The organism is Nocardioides sp. Z43_10 (genome assembly GCF_059766615.1).
Genome location: NZ_JCBAJY010000012.1, coordinates 56140 through 76187, shown reverse-complemented (window position 1 = coordinate 76187; position 20048 = coordinate 56140). Strand labels below are relative to the sequence as shown.

At 71.3% G+C, this 20048-nt stretch carries 20 protein-coding genes; 18 read left to right on the top strand and 2 right to left on the bottom strand.

What is annotated here, in order from left to right; all coding sequences use genetic code 11:
• Window positions 1–4 precede the first annotated feature (4 nt).
• Window positions 5–883: an acyl-CoA thioesterase gene (locus AC6EI4_RS18315; RefSeq protein WP_498452333.1), complete on the bottom strand. Its 879-nt coding sequence runs from the start codon at window positions 881–883 to the stop codon at window positions 5–7.
• A 194-nt stretch (window positions 884–1077) separates the two neighbouring features.
• Between AC6EI4_RS18315 and AC6EI4_RS18310 the strand changes: the two genes are divergently transcribed.
• From AC6EI4_RS18310 to AC6EI4_RS18240, 15 genes are all read left to right on the top strand, one after another.
• The gene (locus AC6EI4_RS18310; RefSeq protein ID WP_498452332.1) at window positions 1078–2196 is read left to right on the top strand and encodes a TAXI family TRAP transporter solute-binding subunit; all 1119 of its coding nucleotides are present in this window, start codon (window positions 1078–1080) and stop codon (window positions 2194–2196) included.
• Window positions 2196–4238: a TRAP transporter permease gene (locus AC6EI4_RS18305; RefSeq protein ID WP_498425124.1), complete on the top strand. Its 2043-nt coding sequence runs from the start codon at window positions 2196–2198 to the stop codon at window positions 4236–4238. Before AC6EI4_RS18310 ends, AC6EI4_RS18305 begins: the two co-directional genes overlap by 1 nt.
• Window positions 4235–5158 (top strand): CoA transferase subunit A, encoded by a 924-nt coding sequence (locus AC6EI4_RS18300; RefSeq protein ID WP_498425125.1) that lies wholly within the window; start codon window positions 4235–4237, stop codon window positions 5156–5158. Before AC6EI4_RS18305 ends, AC6EI4_RS18300 begins: the two co-directional genes overlap by 4 nt.
• Window positions 5155–5952: a CoA-transferase subunit beta gene (locus tag AC6EI4_RS18295; protein WP_498452331.1), complete on the top strand. Its 798-nt coding sequence runs from the start codon at window positions 5155–5157 to the stop codon at window positions 5950–5952. Before AC6EI4_RS18300 ends, AC6EI4_RS18295 begins: the two co-directional genes overlap by 4 nt.
• On the top strand, window positions 5949–7319 hold the full coding sequence (locus tag AC6EI4_RS18290; RefSeq protein WP_498452330.1) for an MFS transporter: 1371 nt from the start codon (window positions 5949–5951) through the stop codon (window positions 7317–7319). The genes AC6EI4_RS18295 and AC6EI4_RS18290 overlap by 4 nt, the downstream gene beginning before the upstream one ends.
• A gap of 85 nt (window positions 7320–7404) precedes the next feature.
• Window positions 7405–8667: a CoA transferase gene (locus tag AC6EI4_RS18285; protein ID WP_498452329.1), complete on the top strand. Its 1263-nt coding sequence runs from the start codon at window positions 7405–7407 to the stop codon at window positions 8665–8667.
• Window positions 8664–9512, top strand: a complete 849-nt coding sequence (locus tag AC6EI4_RS18280; protein WP_498452328.1) for an HpcH/HpaI aldolase/citrate lyase family protein — start codon at window positions 8664–8666, stop codon at window positions 9510–9512. The genes AC6EI4_RS18285 and AC6EI4_RS18280 overlap by 4 nt, the downstream gene beginning before the upstream one ends.
• The gene (locus AC6EI4_RS18275; protein WP_498452327.1) at window positions 9509–10681 is read left to right on the top strand and encodes an acyl-CoA dehydrogenase family protein; all 1173 of its coding nucleotides are present in this window, start codon (window positions 9509–9511) and stop codon (window positions 10679–10681) included. The genes AC6EI4_RS18280 and AC6EI4_RS18275 overlap by 4 nt, the downstream gene beginning before the upstream one ends.
• A 2-nt stretch (window positions 10682–10683) precedes the next feature.
• Window positions 10684–11421 carry a 3-oxoacyl-ACP reductase FabG gene (gene fabG / locus AC6EI4_RS18270; protein ID WP_498452326.1) on the top strand — a complete coding sequence of 246 codons (738 nt, stop codon included), beginning with the start codon at window positions 10684–10686 and terminating at the stop codon, window positions 11419–11421.
• Complete coding sequence (locus AC6EI4_RS18265) at window positions 11418–12368, top strand: HTD2 family dehydratase (protein ID WP_498452325.1); 951 nt, start codon at window positions 11418–11420, stop codon at window positions 12366–12368. Before fabG ends, AC6EI4_RS18265 begins: the two co-directional genes overlap by 4 nt.
• Entirely contained in the window at window positions 12361–13575 is a 1215-nt protein-coding gene (locus AC6EI4_RS18260) for an acetyl-CoA C-acetyltransferase (RefSeq protein WP_498452324.1), read from the top strand. Before AC6EI4_RS18265 ends, AC6EI4_RS18260 begins: the two co-directional genes overlap by 8 nt.
• Window positions 13576–14028: a MaoC family dehydratase gene (locus AC6EI4_RS18255; RefSeq protein ID WP_498425134.1), complete on the top strand. Its 453-nt coding sequence runs from the start codon at window positions 13576–13578 to the stop codon at window positions 14026–14028. It abuts the gene before it with no gap.
• A gap of 135 nt (window positions 14029–14163) precedes the next feature.
• Window positions 14164–16170, top strand: a complete 2007-nt coding sequence (gene thrS, locus AC6EI4_RS18250) for a threonine--tRNA ligase (RefSeq protein ID WP_498425135.1) — start codon at window positions 14164–14166, stop codon at window positions 16168–16170.
• A 4-nt stretch (window positions 16171–16174) separates the two neighbouring features.
• On the top strand, window positions 16175–17134 hold the full coding sequence (locus AC6EI4_RS18245; RefSeq protein WP_498452323.1) for a hypothetical protein: 960 nt from the start codon (window positions 16175–16177) through the stop codon (window positions 17132–17134).
• Between the two features lie 23 nt (window positions 17135–17157).
• Window positions 17158–17703, top strand: coding sequence for an HIT family protein (locus AC6EI4_RS18240; RefSeq protein ID WP_498425137.1), 546 nt, complete (start codon window positions 17158–17160; stop codon window positions 17701–17703).
• Between the two features lie 24 nt (window positions 17704–17727).
• On the opposite strand, the gene AC6EI4_RS18235 is transcribed toward AC6EI4_RS18240, so the two are convergent.
• Window positions 17728–17862, bottom strand: a complete 135-nt coding sequence (locus AC6EI4_RS18235; RefSeq protein WP_498425138.1) for a hypothetical protein — start codon at window positions 17860–17862, stop codon at window positions 17728–17730.
• Between the two features lie 94 nt (window positions 17863–17956).
• Between AC6EI4_RS18235 and pgsA the strand changes: the two genes are divergently transcribed.
• From pgsA to AC6EI4_RS18220, 3 genes are all read left to right on the top strand, one after another.
• Window positions 17957–18580 carry a phosphatidylinositol phosphate synthase gene (gene pgsA, locus AC6EI4_RS18230; RefSeq protein WP_498452322.1) on the top strand — a complete coding sequence of 208 codons (624 nt, stop codon included), beginning with the start codon at window positions 17957–17959 and terminating at the stop codon, window positions 18578–18580.
• A 9-nt stretch (window positions 18581–18589) separates the two neighbouring features.
• Window positions 18590–19147 carry a DUF6891 domain-containing protein gene (locus AC6EI4_RS18225; protein ID WP_498452321.1) on the top strand — a complete coding sequence of 186 codons (558 nt, stop codon included), beginning with the start codon at window positions 18590–18592 and terminating at the stop codon, window positions 19145–19147.
• Between the two features lie 115 nt (window positions 19148–19262).
• Window positions 19263–20030 (top strand): YebC/PmpR family DNA-binding transcriptional regulator, encoded by a 768-nt coding sequence (locus AC6EI4_RS18220; RefSeq protein ID WP_498425141.1) that lies wholly within the window; start codon window positions 19263–19265, stop codon window positions 20028–20030.
• Window positions 20031–20048: the final 18 nt, after the last annotated feature.

Sequence of the window (20048 nt, the reverse complement as noted above, 5' to 3'; positions counted from 1 at the left end):
CGGCTCAGCTGCCCAGCCTGACGAGGCCGACCTGGCCCGCGGTCACCACGTGGCGGCCGTCGCGGTCGAAGATCCTGCCCTCGCCGAGGGTGCGCCCGTGCGCGACGGCACGCACGTCGCTGTCGAACTGGTGCCACTGGCTCAGGTCGGGGTGAGCGTGCCAGGCGAGGGTGTGGGTCAGGCTCAGGATCCGGCTCCCGGGCGCGTGCCGCTGGGAGCCCAGGGCGCGGAACGCTCCCTCCAGGATGCTCATGTCGGTGACGTAGGCGACCAGCGCGGCGTGGACCACCGGGTCGTCGGGCAGGCGGCCCGTGGCGCGCACCCAGGCCGACTGATGGTCCTGGGTGGGGGTGGTCTCGACGTACGGCGGCGCCTCGGCGTGCCGGAAGTGCACCGGTCGCTCCGCGCGCCACCAGGTGGGAATCCGCTCGTCGTCGCCGAACCGCTCTGTCAGGCCCGGCAGCTCCTCGGGGTCGGGGACGTCGCGGTGCCGCGCTGGACGGTGGTCGGGGAGGTCCTCGCGGATCGTCCCCCAACGCGACAGCGCGGTGAAGCGCTCGGTGCCGTCGGGCGCGACCAGGGTGGTGCGGCGCGTGGTCAGACTGGCGGCCTCGGAGACGTGCTCCACCCGCCAGCGAAGCGGCTCATCGGTGGGGACGCCGGCGACGAAGTCGGCCTGCAGGGTGAAGGGCCGGTGGTGCACGGGGACCGAGCGCCCGGCGGCCACCACGGCTTGGGCGAGGAGCAGGCCGCCGAAGACTCGGTCCTCCGGGTGCGACTGGGGCCTCCCGACCAGGTCTCCGTCCGATGCAGTGAGCTCGAGCCGATCGAGCAGTTCGTCCAGGGTGACGGCTGGGCTGACGGCGGTGCTGGCGCTCTTCACGAGAGTGGGCGTCCTTCCGATGGGGTGATCTTCGCCACTCTATTGAGACACCAGAAACAACCGATAGAGGTTGCTTGATACCTGTCCGACATGAATCGGCGCTCCACAAAGTATTGGATATGTCAGCGATACCTAGGGAGAGTGACGCGTGACACAGGGTCCGCCGACGGGCTCACATGATGAAGGGAACTGCCATGAGGAAGCCTGTCATCGGCACCGCGCTGGCCGCGATCACCGCCCTCTCCCTGGCCGCCTGCGGTGGTACCGAGGTGACCGAGGGCATGCCGGACCAGATCGTCTGGAGCACCTACGGCACCGGGACCTCCACCTACGCCGACGTGGCCGCGGTGGCGGATGCGATCACCTCCAACGAGGGCACCGGCGTGCGGGTCATCACCTCCGACACCGCGGTGGGTCGGCTCACCCCGCTCCGTGAGGAGCAGGCATCGCTGGCGCGCACCGGTGACGAGTACATCTTCGGCTTCGAGGGCGACTACGACTTCGCCAACGAGGACTGGGGACCCCAGGACCTCCGCGTGGTCTGGGCGCCGGTCGCCCCGCACGGTCTGATGGTCAAGGACGACTCCGGCATCGAGACCTTCGAGGACCTCCGCGGTAAGAAGTTCCCGCGGATCACCGCCAACCCCTCGGTCAACAACAAGCTCGAGGCGTTCCTCGCCTACGGAGGCCTGACCTGGGACGACGTCGACGTCGTCGAGGTCGGCTACAGCGACCAGCCCGGTGCGCTGCAGAACGGCAAGATCGACGTGCTGTTCCAGCAGGTCTACGGCGCCTCGCTCTACGAGCTCGAGTCCGCCGTCGCGGTGCGCTGGCTGAGCATGGACGACACCTCCGAGGAGAAGGTCTCCACGGTGGCGGAGATCGCGCCTTCCACCGAGATCGGCGAGTTCACCGACGCCCCCGGTCTGGAGGACGGCGAGTCCGCGATGGGCCTGCTCTACACCGTGCCGGTGGTCGCCTACGCGGACGCCGATGAGGACGAGGTCCGCGCGATCGTCGAGGCACTCAACGAGAACTACGACTCCTACAAGGATGCCACCGCGACCACGGACGCCTGGAACCTGGATCAGGTCCAGGCCGGCCCGCGCGAGGTGCCGTTCCACCCGGGGCTCATCTCCTACCTGGAGGAGAACGACGCCTGGAGCGAGGAGGCGGCCGCGCAGCAGGAAGCGCTGCTGGAGCGCGCCGACCAGCTCGACGACGAGTGGGACGCCTTCCTGGAGGCCGAGGGCGGCGACGGCGACCTGCACGACGCCTGGGTCTCCTGGAAGAACGAGCACCTGGAGTCATGATGACCGAGACCAAGGTCCTCATCGAGGCGGACGAGGAGCACGGCTCCGTCGCGCGATGCCGGGGGATCTGGCGCTGGGTGGTGATCGCGCTGACGCTCGCCGGCATCGCCATCACCATCAGCCAGGTCTTCTACTGGAACCCGTTCGGCGGCGGCATGCTGCGCAGTACGTTCCTCTACTACGTGCTGGCCGCGTTCTTGCCCATCGTCTTCCTCGCGTTCCCGATGGGCAGCGGACAGCGCGGCACCGTGCCCTGGTATGACGTCGCGCTGGCCGTGGTCGCGCTGGCCGTCCCGGGGTGGTTCGGCCTGAACGCCGAGAACATCATCAACGAGGGCTGGGACTACGGCGGCCCGACCACGGCACTGGCCGCGTCGTACCTGCTGTGGGCCCTGGTGCTCGAGGCGCTGCGCCGCACCGCGGGGCTGGTGGTGACGATCATCGCCGGCGTCTTCTCGGTCTACCCGCTGTTCGCCTCACAGATGCCGATCGATTTCCTCACCGGCATCCAGTTCGACCTCGAGGGCACGGCCCGGATGCACGCGATGGGCGTCGACAGCATCCTCGGACTGCCGCTGCAGACCGCCGCCGGGATCCTGGTCGGCTTCCTGCTCTTCGGCGTCGTGCTGCAGTCGGTCGGCGGAGGAGCGTTCTTCCACGACCTCGCGCAGGCCATGCTCGGCACCCGCCGCGGCGGCTCGGCCAAGGTCGCGGTGGTCAGCTCGGCCTGCATGGGCATGATGAGCGGCAGCGCCGTCTCCAACGTGCTCACCACCGGGCCGCTGACCATCCCGGCGATGAAGCGCAGCGGCTTCACCGGCGAGTACGCCGCCGGTGTCGAGGCCACCGCCTCGTCCGGCGGCTCGATCACCCCGCCGATCATGGGCACCGCGGCGTTCCTGATGGTCTCCTTCGTGGGCGTGCCCTACAGCGAGATCGCCGTCGCGGCCGCCATCCCTGCGGTGCTCTATTACCTCGGCATCTTCACCCAGGTCGACGCGTACTCCGCCCGTCGCGGACTGCGCGGTCTCCGGCGCGCCGAGCTGCCCCGATTCCTGCCGACGCTGCTGCGGGGTTGGCCCTACGTCACGGCGTTGATCGCCCTGACGTTCCTGCTGGTGGTCTACCGCCGCGAGGCACAGGCACCCTTCCTCATCGCCGCCGCCCTGCTGGCCTACACGATGGTGCGCCCCAAGGACCGGATGGGAGCGCGCGGCCTGGCCGACGTGGTCTTCAAGGCCGGTCGCACGATCGCGGAGATCCTCGGCATCATCGCCGGCGTCGGCCTGATCATCGGCGGGCTGTCCATGTCCGGGGTCTCGCTGTCGCTGGCCCGTGAACTGGTCAGCGCCGTCGGCGGCAGCGTCGTGCTGATCCTGATCGCCGGTGCGGTCACCTCGTTCGTGCTCGGCATGGGCATGACGGTCTCCGCGGTCTACGTGCTGCTGGCGATCGTGATGGCCCCCGCCCTGGTCACCCTGGGGATCGACCCGATCGCCGCCCACCTGTTCGTCATCTACTGGGCGACCGTCTCCTACATCACCCCGCCGGTCGCCCTCGCCTCGTTCGCGGCTGCAGGCATCGCCGGGACCAGACCGATGAAGACCAGCCTGACCGCGATGCGCCTGGGCATGGTGAAGTACGTCATCCCGTTCTGCTTCGCGGCGAACCCGGCGCTCGTCGCCCAGGGGTCGGCAGGCGACATCGCCGTGACCGTGGTCCTGGCCGTCGTCGGCGTCTTCGTGATGGCCTGCGCCTTCGAGGGCTACGCCGTGGGGCTGGAGCGGCATCTGCATCCCGTCACCCGGATCATCGGCGTGCCGGCCGGCGCCCTCATCCTGGCGCCGGAGCTCATCAGCAGCCTGGTCGGTCTCGTGATCGTGGCCGCGCTGGGCGTGGCGACCTTCCTGCTGCCGGCGCGGACCGGTCCCGCCACCACCGAAGGGAAAGGGGCGGAGGCATCCGGGGACGGCGTCAAGGACGAGGTCGTGGAGCGTCCCGCCACCTTGAGCACTCCGGTGGAAGGGGGCACCTCGCCATGACCGAGGTGAAGACCCGCGGGCTCTCCGACGCGATCGCTGAGCACGTAGAGGACGGGATGACCGTGGCCCTGGAAGGCTTCGGGCACCTGATTCCCTTCGCGGCCGGTCACGAGATCATCCGCCAGGGACGCCGGGACCTGACCCTGTGCCGGATGACCCCGGACCTGATCGCGGACCAGATGATCGCCGCCGGGTGCGTCAGCAAGCTGATCGCCTCCTTCTTCGCCAGCGGCTCGGCGGGGTCCCTGCACGAGCTGCGGCGTCGCATCGAGCGTTCCGACCCTGAGCCGCTGGAGGTGGAGGAGTACAGCCACTACGGCATGTACGGCCGCTACCAAGCGGCGGCCGCGGGGCTGCCGTTCTTCCCGCTCAAGTCGTACGCGGGCAGCGACCTGCCGGTGCTGAATCCCCGGATCCGCAAGGTGGAGGACCCCTACGGCGGCCCCGACGTGCACGTCGTCCCGCCGCTGGCCCCCGACGTCACCGTGGTGCACGCCCAGCGCGCCGACCGCTTCGGCAACGTCCAGGTCTGGGGCATCGTCGGTGCGATCCAGGAGGTCGCCTACGCGGCGCGCAAGGTGATCGTCACCGTCGAGGAGATCGTCGACGACGCGGTGGTCCGCGCGGACCCGAACCGCACTCTGGTTCCGGCCCACGCGGTCGACGCGGTGGTGCACTGCCCCGGTGGCGCCCACCCGTCGTACGCACAGGGCCACTACGACCGCGACAACGCCTTCTACCGCGAGTGGACGGCGATCAGCAGGGACCCCCAGCGGCTGCGGTCGTGGCTGCAGGAGTGGGTCCACGACCTCCCCGACCGGGCCGCCTACCTGGAGCACCTCGGTGCGGGGCGGTGGCGGGGCAACGCGGTCGGCGAGCGGCTCTCCGGACAGGTCGACTACGGACGGAGGTCCTGGTGAGTACCACGCACGAGACGGGACCGGCGGGGATCACCGTCTCCAGCACCGAGTTCCTCGCCACCGTGGCGGCCCGCGAGCTCGCCGGCAAGCACCGGGTCTTCGCCGGGGTGGGGCTGCCCACTCTGGCCGTCGACCTGGCGATGCGCACGGTGAGCCCCGACATCGAGCTGGTCTACGAGTCCGGCGTCTGCGGGGCCCACCCCGAGGGGATGGCCGAGGGGATCGCGGACTCCGTACTGGTCTCGGGCGCCGAGGCGGTCGTCAACCTGCAGGCCCTTTTCGGCTACGTGCTGCAGGGCGGCCACGTGGACGTCGGATTCCTGGGAGCGGCCCAGGTGGACCGGTGGGGGAGCCTCAATACCAGCTTCATCGGCGACTGGCGGACCCCTACGGTGCGGCTTCCCGGCTCGGGTGGCGCCGTCGACATCATGCCCAATGCCAAGGAGTGCATCACGGTGCTGCGCAGGCACGACGCGGGCGCCTTTCCGGCCGAGCTCGACTTCTGCACCTCGCCGAGCCCGGTGCGAGTCCGGGACCTCGACCCGCGGGCGGTGCCGCCCGGGCACGGGGTGTCCACGGTGATCACTCCGCTGGGGGTGCTGCGCCGCCCGGACCGCTTCGGCGAGCTCGAGCTGGCCCAGGTGCACCCTGGCGTCACAGTCGAGCAGGTGCGATCGGCCACCGGCTGGGACCTCGCGGTCGCCGACGAGGTGCTCGAGACGCCCTGGCCCACGTCGGAGGACGTCCGGCTGCTACGCGAGGAGATCGACACAGTCCGGCTCTACCTGCGATGACCGACCAGCCGAACCGGGTCGCCTACGTCGTGCTGCTGGCCAGCACCACGCTGGGGACCCTGTCCAGCACGATCATCACCTCCCCGATCAACCGGATCGCCGACGGGCTGGGAGCGGACTCCCGCGAGGTCATCTTCGCGGTGGCCGCGTTCACGATCGCCATGGTGGTGTTCGCGCCCATGGCCGGCTGGCTCTGCGAGCGGCTGGGTCCTCGTCGTTTCCTCATCGCCTCCCTCGGTCTGATGGTGCTTGCGGGACTGGGGGCGGCGCTCAGCCCGAACCTCGGCGTCCTGGTCGGCATGCGGGCCCTCCAGGGGGTGGCCTGCTCCGCGATCCCTCCGGCGGTCCAGCAGACGTTGGGGCACTTCTGGGCCAGCAACCGCTCGCGGGTGATGGCCGCCTGGGCCTCCGCGATCGGGATCGGCCAAGCGCTCGGCCCACCACTCGGTGGAGTCGTGGCCGACCTGGTCGGCTGGCGTGGGGTCTTCGTGACCCACGCCCTGCTCGCGGGTCTGCTGGCCCTGCTGCTGTGGCGCAGCGTGCCGGGAGTCCCGGCCGGCCGGCCGCCGATGCACGTGACCGGAATGCTCACCCTGGTCGTCGGAGCCGGCGGCCTGGTCGGTGGCCTGACCGTCGTGGGCCAAGGGGGCCAGGTGCAGGCGAGCGTGGCGCTGGTGGCGGTGGGGGTTCTCGGCGTGCTGGGCCACCTGCTGCTCGCTCGGCGCAGCAGCCGGGCCCTGGTCGACCTGCGCCTGTTCGCGGAGCGCCGCTACTACCGGAGCACGGCCGCGGCAGGCGCGTCGATGGCGATCCTCGGCGTCTTCATCGTCGCGACGCCGTTGGAGCTGGGGCGCGACTTCGGTCTCTCGCCGAGCCGGATCGGCGCCATCACCGTCGCCCTGGCCGCCTCGATGGCCCTCTTCGCCCCGGTCTCCTCCCTGATCGGGGAGCGGATCACGCCGCGCCGGGTCCTGCATGCCGGCCTCGCGGTGCTCGTGTGCAGCCCGCTCCTGCTCTCGGTCGCGCTCACCCTGGACGGCCCGGCTCTGCCCCTCGTCGTCTCCTTCGCCGTACTGGCCATCAGCGGATGCGCGATCGGATCGGTGCAGTCGGTCTCGGCACTGGGGGTGATGCGCTCGCCGGCCGCCGGCAACGGCACCGCATTGGGCATCCACAACATGGTGCGCTTCTCGGGGCTGGCGGTGGGCTACGCCTGGGTGGCGCTCAGCTACCCCACCGGGAGCCTGTTGCTGGTCTTCGCAGGGCCCGCGGTGCTGGCCGCGGTCACCCTCGTCATCGTGCTGGTCGGGCCGCCTGCCGAGCCGCGGCACGAGCAGCTGGTGAACGCGTCGGCGGTGAGCGTGTGAGCGCCCGGGCACGCCGTCGTCACCCCCGCACGGAGCCCGCCGCGACAGCGGCCCGCACCCCCCACCACAGAACTGAGGAGCACGCATGAGCCACTCCGGACTCCACCCGGGCACCGCGCAGGAGACGGCCCAGCCGGCCGGGCCCCTCGCGGGCCTACGGGTCGTCGAGCTGTCGAGCTTCGTCGCGACGCCGCTGGCCGGCCTGACCCTGGCGCAGCTGGGTGCCGACGTGATCCGGGTGGAGCCGCTGGGAGGTGGACCGGACCGAGGCCGCTGGCCGCTGGCCCCCTCGGGCACCAGCCTGTACTGGAGTGGACTGAACCGAGGCAAGCGCGCACTCGCGGTCGACCTCGCCGAGGAGGCGGGTCGCCGTCTGGTGGCCGACCTGGTCGTCGAGGGCGATGGCATCCTGGTGACCAACTCGGAGCGTTGGCCGGACCTGGGCCACGAGGCATTGAGCGCCCGGCGCGCGGACCTGGTCCACGTGACCCTGACCGGTCGGCGCGACGGCGGCACGGCCGTCGACTACACCGTCCAGGCCGGGACAGGCTTCCCCCTGATCACCGGCCCCGAGGGGCTCGCCACTCCGGTCAACCACGTCCTGCCGGCCTGGGACGTCGCTGCCGGGCTCTACCTGGCCACCGGTCTGCTGGCAGCGGAGCGGCACCGAAGCCGGACCGGGCAGGGACACGCGGTCCGGATCGCCCTGGAGGACGTCGCGCTGGCGCTCGCCGGCAACCTCGGCTACCTCGCGGAGGCGCAGCTCGGCGGTGTGCGACAGCGCGAGGGCAATGACATCCACGGCACGTTCGGCACCGACCTGACCACCTCGGACGGCGTCCGCTTCATGTTCGTCGCCCTGACCCCTCGACAGTGGAGCGACCTGCTGGCGATGACAGGGCTCGAAGATGTCGTGGCCGGCCTGGAGCAGGTCCTCGGCGCCGACTTCGCCGACGAGGGGGCGCGCTACCGGCACCGGGCCGCCCTCTTCGGCCTGCTCGGGTCCTGGGTCTCCACCCGCACATGGGCGGAGGTCTCGGATGGCCTGTCCCGTACCCGGATCCTGTGGTCGCCGTACCGCAGCTTCGCCGACCTCGCCGCCGACGACGCCGCGCTCCTGCGCACCCACCCACTCTTCGCCACCGTCGACCAGCCGGGCGTCGGCCCGTACCTGGCGCCTGGCTCACCCATCGAGGTGCAGGGGACGTCGGCCGGCAGCGCCCACGCGCCCGGGATCGGCGAGCACAGCACCGAGGTGCTGGCCGAGCGGCTGGGTCTCGAGCGCGTACGCATCGACGAGCTCGTCCGCACCGGTGTGGTGCGCGACGGCAGCGGGGTGCCGGCATGACCGGCTCTGCCGCCACGGCGGTCACCTGGCTCTTCGTGCCCGGCGACCGGCCCGAGCGGTTCGACAAGGCCGCCGCGGCCGGGGCGGACGTGGTGGTACTCGACCTCGAGGACGCCGTGGCGCCGACGGCCAAGGGGGCCGCGCGCGCCGCCGTGACCGCCTGGCTGCCGACCGCCACCGGACCCTGTGCGGTGCGGGTCAACGCCGACACCGCGGAGCGTGAGGCCGACGTCGAGGCGCTCGCCGGCCTGCCCACCGGCGTGACCGTGATGGTCGCCAAGACCGAGGACCCCGAAGACCTCACCGCCCTGCTCGCGCGGCTCCCCGAGGGCTCCGCCATCGTCGCCCTGATCGAGACCGCACGCGGGGTGCTGGCGGCCCCGGTGCTGGCGGCCGCACCCGGTGTCGTACGGCTCGCGATCGGCACCTTCGACCTCGCCGCCGAGCTCGGCGTCGATCCCGAGGACGACGAGGCGCTGGCCGCGGCTCGTGGAGGGCTGGTCCTGGCCTCGGCGGCCGCGGGGCTGGCCGGACCGGTGGACGGCGTCACCGCTGCCGTCGACGAACCCGACCTGCTGACCTTGGACAGCACCCGCTCCCGGCGCCGGGGCTTCGCCGGGAAGCTCTGCATCCACCCCCGCCAGCTGCCCGCGGTGCGCGCCGGGTTCGCCCCCTCGGCCGACGAGGTCCGATGGGCCGAGCGGGTGCTGGCCACCGTCGCCGATGGTGCCGTCGCTGTCGTCGACGGCCGGATGGTCGACAAGCCCGTGCTCGACCGGGCCCGGCGAATCGTCACCACCTTCCCCACCTCCCAGAACCCTTCCGAGCACGAGGAGAACCGATGAGCACCACGAACGCTCTGACCCCCGACGAGCAGGACATGGTCCGTCTGGTGGCCAACTTCGTCGACCAGCGCGTGCGGCCCAACGTGCGCACCTACGAGGCGGACGACGTCTATCCCGAAGAGCTCATCGAGGAGATGAAGAAGCTCGGCTTCTTCGGGCTCCTGATCCCCGCCGAGCACGGCGGCGTGGACGTCAGCACCGCGTGCTTCGCACGGGTCACCGAGGAGCTCGCCCGGGGCTGGATGAGCCTGGCCGGGGCGATCGGCGGGCACTCGGTGATCACGTACCTGATCCGTACCTTCGGAACCGCCGAGCAGCAGCGTCACTGGCTGCCCCGGATGGCCGACGGCAGCGTGCGGGCGACCATGGCCCTCACCGAGCCCAGCGGAGGCAGCGACCTGCAAGCGATGCGCACCTACGCAGTCCGCGACGGGGACGACTTCGTGGTCCACGGCTCCAAGACCTGGATCTCCAACGCCCAGCACTCCGGGCTGATCGGCCTGCTGTGCAAGACCGACCGCGACGCCTCCCCTGCGCATGCGGGGATGAGCGTGCTGCTGGCCGAGCCCGGTGATGGCCTCACTGTCTCCGGCAAGATCCCCAAGCTCGGCTACCGCGGCGTCGAGGCCTGCGAGCTGACGTTCGAGAGCCTGCGGGTGCCCGCGTCCTGCGTGCTCGGCGGGGAGCCGGGGTCTGGCTGGCAGCAGATGATGCGCGGCCTGGAGCTCGGCCGGATCCAGGTCGCAGCCCGTGCCGTGGGCGTCGCCCGGGCCGCGCTCAACGACGCGGTCACTTACGCCCAGCAGCGCGAGTCGTTCGGCAAGCCGATCTGGAAGCACCAGTCCGTGGGCAATCTGCTGGCCGACATGGCCACCCGGACGAAGGCGGCGGCCCTGATGACCGCCGACGCCGCCGAGCGTCTCGACTCCGGTCGCCGCGCGGACATGGAGGCGGGGATGGCCAAGCTCTTCGCCTCCGAGACTGCCATGCAGGTGGCCCTCGATGCCATGCGCGTCCACGGAGGCTACGGGTTCTCCAAGGAGTACGAGGTGGAGCGCTACTTCCGCGACGCCCCCCTGATGATCCTCGGCGAGGGCACCAACGAGGTGCAGCGCAACGTCATCGCCGCCCAGCTGATCGCTCGTGACCGCAGCAACGAAGGAGCCTGACCATGTCCCTGCTCAACAGCCGCACCGCCGTCGTCACCGGAGGCGCCCAGGGCATCGGCCTGGCCATCGCCCGCCGCTACGTGGAGGAGGGGGCCCGCGTCGTGATCGGCGACCTCGACGAGGCCGCCGCTCAGAAGGCCGCCGCCGAGCTCGGCTCCGAGCGCGCCCTCGGCGTGCGCTGCGACGTGGTCGACGCCGGCGACGTCCAGGGACTGGTCGACTCTGCGGTCGCCGCCTTCGGCTCCCTCGACGTCTTCGTCAACAACGCCGGCATCACCCGCGACGCCACCATGCGCACCATGACCGAGGACGACTTCGACCTCGTCATCAGCGTCCACCTCAAGGGCACCTGGAACGGCACCCGGCTGGCAGCGGCCCGCATGCGGGAGCAGAAGGCCGGCTCGATCGTCAACATCTCCTCGCTCTCCGGCAAGGTCGGCATGGTCGGGCAGACCAATTACTCCGCCGGCAAGGCCGGCATCGTCGGCATGACCAAGGCCGCGGCCAAGGAGATGGCCCACCACGGGGTCCGGGTCAACGCCATCCAGCCCGGCCTGATCCGCTCGGCGATGACGGAGTCGATGCCCCAGAAGGCATGGGACCAGAAGATGGCCGAGATCCCGATGGGCCGCCCCGGAGAGCCCGAGGAGGTCGCCTCGGTCGCGCTCTTCTACGCCTGCGACCTCTCGTCCTACATGACCGGCACCGTCGCCGAGGTCACCGGTGGACGGTTCATGTGACAGTGCCTGCTCCCTTCGCCCCCTCACCGGGCGCGTCCTACGAGGGGCCCTCGTACGACGGGTGGGAACCGACGACCTCGGTCACCGTCGAGGTCGTCGGCCCCGTGCCCGTGCAGGCGTTGACTGCGCTGTTGGACGATGGCCGCCGAGTTGAGCTCGGCGATCCGTTGCCGCCGCTCTGGCACTGGGTGGCGCTGCCCCGCTGGAGTCCCTCGTCGGTGTTGGGCTCCGATGGCCACCCGCTGACGGGCTCCTTCCTGCCGCCCGTCGGGTTGCCCCGGCGGATGTTCGCCGGCGGCGAGGTCGCCTGGCACCGCGCTCCGGTGGTGGGGGAGCAGGTCCGCACAGAGTCCAGGGTCCTGTCGGCGTCCGACAAGACCGGTCGCTCCGGACCGCTCGTGCTCGTGGTGGTGGAGTCGAGGGTGCTCGGCGAGGACGGCCGGCTATGCCTGGTCGAGCGTCAGGACATCCTCTATCGCGAGGCAGGCGCCCGCTCCGGCTCCGCCCCGCTCCCGCCGACCGACCAGGAGCCGTCCGGCCCGCCGTTACGACGCCGTACCGGCGACGAGACCGGCGTGGCCGGCTGGGACGTGGTCACCGACCCGACGGTCCTGATGCGCTTCAGCGCGGCCTCGGCCAACGCCCACCGGATCCACTACGACTGGCCCTATGCCACCGGTGTCGAGGGCTACCCCGGGCTGGTCGTGCACGGACCGCTGATGACGCTCCTGCTGGCCGAGTCCCTCTGGCAGGCGGGAGCGCTGGACGGGCCGGTCCGCCTGCAGCACCGCAACCGGGCTCCGCTGTTCTGCGCCGAGCCCGCCCGCATCACCCACGACGAGCACTCGTCCCGGGTCACAGCGCAGCTGTCGGGCCCCGACGGCGCGCCCCGCACCACCCTCGACGCACACCCTCTGAAGGAAGGCACTCCCCATGCCCATGCGTGAAGCAGTCATCTGCGAACCGATCCGGACCCCGATCGGCCGCTACGGCGGCATGTTCGCCAACCTCACCGCCGTCGACCTGGGAGTCGCGGCGCTCCGGGGCCTGATGGAGCGGACCGGCCTGCCGGGCGAGGAGGTCGACGACCTGATCCTCGGCCACTGCAACGGCAACAGCGAGGCGCCCGCCATCGGCCGCGTCGTGGCGCTCGACGCAGGGCTCCCGGTCAGCGTGCCGGGCCAGCATCTGGACCGGCGCTGCGGCTCCGGGCTGCAAGCCGTGCTCAACGCCGCGATGCAGGTGCAGACCGGCGTTATGGACCTGGTCGTGGCCGGCGGCACCGAGAGCATGAGCAACGCCTCGTTCTACTCCACCGACATGCGCTGGGGCGGTGCTCGCTCGGGGGTCACGATGCACGACAGCCTGGCCCGGGCCCGCTCCACCGCTGGCGGGCGCCACTACCCGGTGCCGGGCGGGATGCTCGAGACCGCCGAGAACCTGCGCCGGCTGTACGCGATCCCTCGCGACGAGCAGGACGCTCTGGCCGTGCAGTCGCACCAGCGCGCCGTCGCCGCCCAGGAGTCCGGCGTGCTGGCGGAGGAGATCGTCCCCGTGACGGTGCCCGGTCGCCGTGGCGAGTCCACGGTCGTCACCGTCGACGAGCACCCCCGCCCGGAGACCAGCATGGAGTCGCTGGCGAAGCTCAAGCCGATCCTCGCAGGCGTGGATCCCGAGGCGACTGTGACGGCCGGCAACGCCAGCGGCCAGAACGACGCCGCGTCGCTGTCGATCGTCACCACCCCGGAGAATGCCGAGCGGCTCGGCCTCACCCCGCTGGTGCGCGTGGTCAGCTGGGCGGTCGCGGGTGTCGAGCCCAAGATCATGGGCATCGGTCCCGTCCCGGCGACCCAGGCCGCGCTCGACCGGGCCGACCTGTCGCTGGACGAGATCGACCTGATCGAGCTCAACGAGGCGTTCGCCGCGCAGGCGCTGGCGGTGATGCGCGAGTGGAAGTTCACCGACGCCGACCACGAGCGCACCAACGTCCACGGCTCGGGGATCTCGTTGGGCCATCCCGTCGGAGCGACGGGAGGCCGGATGCTGGCGACGCTCGCCCGCGAGCTGCAGCGCCGGGAGGGACGCTACGCGCTGGAAACCATGTGCATCGGCGGCGGCCAGGGGCTCGCGGCGGTCTTCGAGCGGGTGGTCTGAATGCGCGTCCTCTCCAGCATCGAGGAGATCGAGGCCTGCGTCGGCGAGCCGCTCGGCACCACCGACTGGGTCACCCTCGACCAGGCTGATGTCGACACCTTCGCCGACCTCACCGGCGACCACCAGTGGATACACGTCGACGCCGCGCGGGCCGCGGAGTCGCCCTTCGGCGGCACCATCGTGCACGGCCTGCTCACGCTCGGGATGCTGCCGGGATTCGGGCTGCGGCTCTTCCGGATCGAAGCGGGCAGCGCCCGGCTCAACTACGGCTCCGAGAAGGTGCGGTTCCCCGCACCACTGCGCACCGGCACCCGCATCCGGGGCTCGGCCACGTTCAGGTCGGTCACGTCGGTGTCGTCAGGGGCCCAGGTCCGCACCTCGTGGTCGGTCGAGGCCGAGGGCGGTGAGCGGCCGGTCTGCGTGGCCGAGACGATCACCCTCGTCGTCCCGTGACCCCGGCGACCCGCGGGTCCGGGGCAGCGGCCCGGGCCCGCGTGCGGGTGCGGTCCATGTGTGCGTCGTACGTCGTGTCGGCCAAGCCCGATACGATCACCGAGTCCGCACGACCCTCGTAGGAAAGGCCTCCACGTGTCCGAGATCAAGGTCACCGTCGTCAGCGCAGACGAGAGCTCTGGGCGAACGGTGACGCAGCGGACCCTCGAGGCGGGCACCAAGGCCTGGGAGCTCTTCGCCGAGGACCCGGCGATCATCGCGGCCCGCGTCGGCGGACAGCTCAAGGACCTCGCCTACGAGCTGGTCGAGGGCGACGAGGTCGAGGGCGTGGCCATCGACTCCGCCGACGGGCGCGACATCCTGCGCCACTCCACCGCGCACGTGATGGCCCAGGCCGTCCAGGAGATCTTCCCCGACGCCAAGCTCGGGATCGGCCCGCCGGTGGAGAACGGCTTCTACTACGACTTCGACGTCGAGACGCCGTTCGTGCCCGAGGACCTCGCCAAGATCGAGAGCCGGATGCGCAAGATCATCAAGGAGGGGCAGAAGTTCTCCCGCCGGGTGGTCTCCGACGCCGACGCCCTCAACGAGCTCGTCGACGAGCCGTACAAGCTCGAGCTGATCGGGCTCAAGGGCGCCGGCAACTCCGCCGACGCCGCCGAGGGCGCCTCGGTCGAGGTCGGCGGCAGCGAGCTGACGATCTACGACAACCTCAACCGCAAGGGCGAGGTCGCGTGGAAGGACCTGTGCCGCGGCCCGCACCTGCCGACCACCAAGCGGATCCCCGCCTTCAAGCTGATGCGCTCGGCCGCGGCGTACTGGCGCGGCGACGAGAAGAACAAGCAGTTGCAGCGCATCTACGGCACCGCCTGGGAGTCCAAGGAGGCGCTGGACGCGCACCTGCACCGCATCGAGGAGGCCGAGCGCCGCGATCACCGCAAGCTCGGCCGCGAGCTGGACCTGTTCAGCTTCCCCGACGAGATCGGCTCCGGCCTTCCGGTCTTCCACCCCAAGGGCGGGGTGATCAAGCGGGCGATGGAGGACTACGTCCGCGAGCGCCACATCGCGGAGGGCTTCGACTACGTGGGCACCCCGCACCTCGCCAAGGAGGGGCTGTTCTACACCTCCGGTCACCTGCCCTACTACGGCGAGGGCATGTTCCCGGCCCTCGACGTGGACGGCATGGACTACCGCCTCAAGGCGATGAACTGCCCCATGCACAACCTGATCTACCGCTCGCGCCAGCGCTCCTACCGTGAGCTGCCGCTGCGGCTCTTCGAGTTCGGCCACGTCTACCGTCACGAGAAGTCCGGCGTGATCCACGGGCTGACCCGGGTGCGCGGCTTCGCCCAGGACGACTCGCACTCCTACGTCACCCCCGAGCAGGCACCGGCCGAGGTGGAGCACCTGCTCAACTTCATGCTCAGCCTGCTGCGCGACTTCGGCATCGACGACTTCTACCTCGAGCTGTCCACGCGCGACGCCGCCAAGGACAAGTTCATCGGCTCCGACGAGGACTGGGCGGTCGCCACCCAGGTCCTCGAGGACGTCGCGGTGGCCACCGGGCTCGAGCTCGTGCCCGACCCGGGCGGCGCGGCCTACTACGGCCCGAAGATCTCGGTGCAGGCGCGCGACGCCATCGGCCGGACCTGGCAGATGGGCACCGTGCAGTACGACTTCAACCAGCCCTCGGCCGACCGCTTCAACCTCGAGTACGTCGCCGCCGACGGCTCGCGCCAGCAGCCGGTGATGATCCACTCCGCGAAGTTCGGCTCCATCGAGCGGTTCATGGGTGTCCTGGTGGAGCACTACGCCGGCGCGTTCCCGCCCTGGCTGGCGCCGGTCCAGGTCGTCGGCATCCCGATCGCGGAGCGGCACAACGACTACCTCTACGAGGTGGCGGCGCGGCTGAAGAAGGCCGGGATCCGGGTCGAGATCGACGAGTCCGACGACCGGATGCAGAAGAAGATCCGCAACGCCCAGATGCAGAAGGTCCCGTTCATGCTGATCGCCGGCGACGCCGACGTGGAGGCGGGCGCGGTGTCGTTCCGCTACCGCAACGGCGACCAGGACAACGGCGTCGACATCGACGAGGCGGTACGTCGCGTGGTCGAGGCGGTCGAGAGCCGCGTCCAGGTCTGAGCGGGTGCGGCGGTGCGGCGCGGGCCTGGTGCTCGCCGCCGCGCTGCTCGCCGGCTGCGCTCCGGCCCAGGAGACCCAGCCCGCGCTGCCCGACCCGTCCGCGCCGAGCGCCGGCCCCACCTCGGTGGTGAAGCCGGTCCAGGACGACCAGGCCGCCCGGCTGCAGGCGCTGGCCGAGCTCGCCGAGCAGGCCGCCGCCGACCTGCCGGAGCCGCGGAAGCCGAAGCCGCGGGCGTCGGGGGAGGCGGTGCTGGGCGCCGACATCAGCTGGCCGCAGTGCCCGCCCGGCCTCGGCATCCCCGAGCGGCGCACGCTCGGCATGCCGATGCCGATCGCGCAGGCCGAGTACGTGGTGATCGGGCTGACCAACGGCCCCGGCTTCACCGAGAACCCCTGCCTGCGCGACCAGGTCGCCTGGGTGCGCGAGCGGGGCCTGATGGCCGCGGCGTACGCGGTGGCGAGCTGGCCGCAGCGCGCCGCGGTCGCCGAGCACGGCGCCAGCGGCCCCTACGACGGCGCCACCCGCCTCGGCGCGCTGGCCAACACCGGTTACCACCAGGCGCTCTACGCCGTCGCGGCGATGCGCCGCGCCGGGCTGCGCTCACCGCTGGTCTGGGTCGACGTCGAGCCCGTCAAGGACTTCGAGTGGAGCGCCGACCCGGTCGCCAACGCCGCCGTGGTCGAGGGCTCGGTCAAGGGCTACCGCGCGGCCGGCTACGCGGTCGGCGTCTACTCCACGCCGTACCTGTGGGCGCAGATCGTCGACGACCTCACCCTCGGGCTGCCCGAGTGGCGCGCCGCCGGGGAGACCTCCGCCGAGGAGGCGCTGCGCCGTTGCGGGGCGGGGGAGTCGATCCAGGGCGGCGACGCCGTCCTCGGCCAGTGGGTGCAGGACCGACGCGACCAGAACCTCACCTGCCCGGGCATCGAGTCGGACCTCGGACGCTGGTTCCACCAGTACTGAGCGCCCGCCCTAGGGTGATCCCCATGAGCCAGCCTGACGAAGCGGTGCACCAGGACGGCGTCGGCGAGCCCGACGACCTCGACCGGCTGTGGACGCCGCACCGGATGGCCTACATCCGCGGCGAGAACAAGCCCGCCGGCTCGTCGGCCGAACAGTGCCCGTTCTGCCGGATCCCGACGCTCGGCGACGAGGAGGGCCTGGTCGTCGTGCGCGGCGAGCTCGCCTACGTGGTGCTCAACCTCTACCCCTACGCGCCCGGGCACCTGATGGTCTGCCCCTACCGTCACATCGCCGACTACACCGAGACCACCGACGCCGAGGCGGCCGAGATCGCCGACCTCACCCGCCAGGCGATGCGCGTGGTCCGCACCGTCTCGGGGGCGCAGGGCTTCAACATCGGGATGAACCAGGGCGCGATCGCCGGCGCCGGCATCTCCGCCCACCTGCACCAGCACGTCGTACCGCGCTGGGCAGGTGACCAGAACTTCATGCCGATCATCGGGCGCACCAAGACCCTGCCCGAGCTCCTCACCGAGACCCGGGCGCTGTTCGCCGCAGCCTGGAGGTGAGCTGCCCGGGAGCCGGGCTGAGGGCTACTTCTTGCCCTTGAGTGCCGCCTTCTCCATGGCGCTGGCGCTCTCGGCCTTGTCGCGCTTGTCGGAGCGCTTCTCCTTGAGGGACTTGCTGGACTTCTTGGACATGCCCTGACGGGGCGACTTGTCGCTCATGAGGCCTCCTGGAGAGGAAGCCTGGGTGGCTTCGTGTGTCGACCGTACGCCCCATCGCCCCACACCGCCGACGACCGGCTAGCCTGCTCCCGCCATGTTGGACAGATTCCGCGCCTTCTGGACGAAGGTCATCACGCCCATCGCCCGCCTGCTGACCAGGCTGGGTGTCAGTCCCGATGCCGTCACGCTGGTGGGCACCCTCGGTGTCTGCGCCGGCGCCCTGGCCTTCTTCCCGCGCGGCATGCTGCTCACCGGCGTGCTGGTGATCACCGCCTTCGTCTTCAGCGACCTGCTCGACGGCACGATGGCGCGGATGTCGGGACGCTCCAGCAAGTTCGGCGCGTTCCTGGACTCGACGTTGGACCGGATCGGGGACGCCTCGATCTTCGGCGGGCTGGCGCTCTACTTCGCCGGCCCCGGTGACTCGCGCCTGTACCTGTGGCTCTCGCTGATCTGCCTGGCGATGGGGTCGGTCACCTCCTACGCCCGGGCCCGGGCCGAGTCCCTGGGCTTCCAGGCCAAGGTCGGCATCGCCGAGCGCGCCGACCGGCTGGTCACGATCCTGGTGATGACCGGCCTGGGCGCGATCTTCGACCTCCCGGTGCTGATGTACGTCGCGCTGTGGGCGCTGGCCTTCGCCAGCACGATCACCGTGGCTCAGCGGATCTGGGTGGTGCGCCAGCAGTCGCTCGCCCACGACGCCGCCCCCGATGCCTGAGGGGCGCCGGTGAGCTCCCAGCAGGACCGCACCGAGCAGGAGCTGCGCGAGCACGTCCGGCTCCAGGTCCGCTCGGGCCTGCTGTCGTCCGAGGAGCTGCTGGCCGACGTGGTCGCGGTCGTCGACGCGGCGCTGCCGCACCTGGAGGCCTCGGTGCTGGCCCGGGCCTGGATCGCGGCCGAACGCCGTGCCCTGGCCGCCGACGCTGCCGGCTGGACCGCGCCGACCGGCCACGACCGGCTGAAGGCAGCGCTCGCCGAGTGCGAGCAGCACCGGGTCCGGGTGCTGGTGGGCGCCGGGGTGGCCGAGGCCCGCGCGGAGGCCGAGCGGATCGTCGCCACCGGGGCGACGCTGCGCGGGCTCCTGCGCTTCGGGGTCCTCGACGTGTGGCGCGCCGTCGACGAGCCCGTCCTGTGCGGCGAGCTGCGCCATCCCACCGGCCACCTGGCCGTCGAGGGCGACGCCCTGCTCGGCCCGGTCACCGCGTGCCTGCGCAACCACGGGCTCGCCTCGCGCCTGCGCGACGGCGTCCTGGAGATCGCGGTGCGCTGGCAGCCCCGCCCGTGAGCGGCGCCACCCCAGGTAGGATCGACGAGGCCCGACAGGGGCCGTCGACGGTGTCGCCGCGCATCCGCAGCAAGGCGCGACGTCCGCGCACGCAGTCCGAGTAGAAGAGGGACCCATGTCTGGCCACTCCAAATGGGCGACGACCAAGCACAAGAAGGCCGTCGTCGACGCCAAGCGCGGCAAGATGTTCGCCAAGCTGATCAAGAACATCGAGGTCGCGGCCCGGATGGGCGGCGGTGACCCCTCCGGCAACCCGACCCTCTACGACGCCATCCAGAAGGCCAAGAAGTCGTCGGTCCCCAACGACAACATCGACCGCGCGGTCAAGCGCGGCTCGGGCGCCGAGGCGGGTGGCGCGGACTACTCCACGATCATGTACGAGGGCTACGGGCCCAGCGGCGTCGCGATGCTCATCGAGTGCCTCACCGACAACAAGAACCGCGCCGCGATGGAGGTCCGCACCGCGATGACCCGCAACGGCGGCTCGCTGGCCGACCCGGGGTCGGTGTCGTTCCTCTTCCACCGCAAGGGCGTCGTGGTGGTGCCCGCCGAGCAGGACGGCAAGACCGTCACCGAGGACGACCTCCTCGAGGCCACCCTGGACGCCGGCGCCGACACCATCAACGACCTGGGTGACGCCTTCGAGGTGATCTCCGAGGCCACCGACCTGGTCGCGGTGCGCACCGCCCTGCAGGCCGCCGGCATCGACTACGACTCCGCCGACGCCTCGTTCGTGCCCGACCTGCAGGTCGAGCTCGACAAGGACGCGGCGGCGAAGATGTTCCGCCTGGTCGACGTCCTGGAGGACCTCGACGACGTGCAGAACCTGTTCGCCAACCACTCGGTCTCCGACGAGGTGATGGCCGAGCTCGAGGAGGACTGACGCCCCGCGTGTCCTGCG

Coding starts and splice junctions, on each gene's coding strand:
- AC6EI4_RS18240 (WP_498425137.1), top strand. CDS start 17,158: ATGAGCCAGCCTGACGAAGCGGTGCACCAGGACGGCGTCGGCGAGCCC.
- AC6EI4_RS18220 (WP_498425141.1), top strand. CDS start 19,263: ATGTCTGGCCACTCCAAATGGGCGACGACCAAGCACAAGAAGGCCGTC.
- AC6EI4_RS18290 (WP_498452330.1), top strand. CDS start 5,949: ATGACCGACCAGCCGAACCGGGTCGCCTACGTCGTGCTGCTGGCCAGC.
- AC6EI4_RS18235 (WP_498425138.1), bottom strand. CDS start 17,862: ATGAGCGACAAGTCGCCCCGTCAGGGCATGTCCAAGAAGTCCAGCAAG.
- AC6EI4_RS18285 (WP_498452329.1), top strand. CDS start 7,405: ATGAGCCACTCCGGACTCCACCCGGGCACCGCGCAGGAGACGGCCCAG.
- pgsA (WP_498452322.1), top strand. CDS start 17,957: ATGTTGGACAGATTCCGCGCCTTCTGGACGAAGGTCATCACGCCCATC.
- AC6EI4_RS18310 (WP_498452332.1), top strand. CDS start 1,078: ATGAGGAAGCCTGTCATCGGCACCGCGCTGGCCGCGATCACCGCCCTC.
- AC6EI4_RS18280 (WP_498452328.1), top strand. CDS start 8,664: ATGACCGGCTCTGCCGCCACGGCGGTCACCTGGCTCTTCGTGCCCGGC.
- AC6EI4_RS18255 (WP_498425134.1), top strand. CDS start 13,576: ATGCGCGTCCTCTCCAGCATCGAGGAGATCGAGGCCTGCGTCGGCGAG.
- AC6EI4_RS18305 (WP_498425124.1), top strand. CDS start 2,196: ATGACCGAGACCAAGGTCCTCATCGAGGCGGACGAGGAGCACGGCTCC.
- AC6EI4_RS18300 (WP_498425125.1), top strand. CDS start 4,235: ATGACCGAGGTGAAGACCCGCGGGCTCTCCGACGCGATCGCTGAGCAC.
- AC6EI4_RS18260 (WP_498452324.1), top strand. CDS start 12,361: ATGCGTGAAGCAGTCATCTGCGAACCGATCCGGACCCCGATCGGCCGC.
- AC6EI4_RS18275 (WP_498452327.1), top strand. CDS start 9,509: ATGAGCACCACGAACGCTCTGACCCCCGACGAGCAGGACATGGTCCGT.
- fabG (WP_498452326.1), top strand. CDS start 10,684: ATGTCCCTGCTCAACAGCCGCACCGCCGTCGTCACCGGAGGCGCCCAG.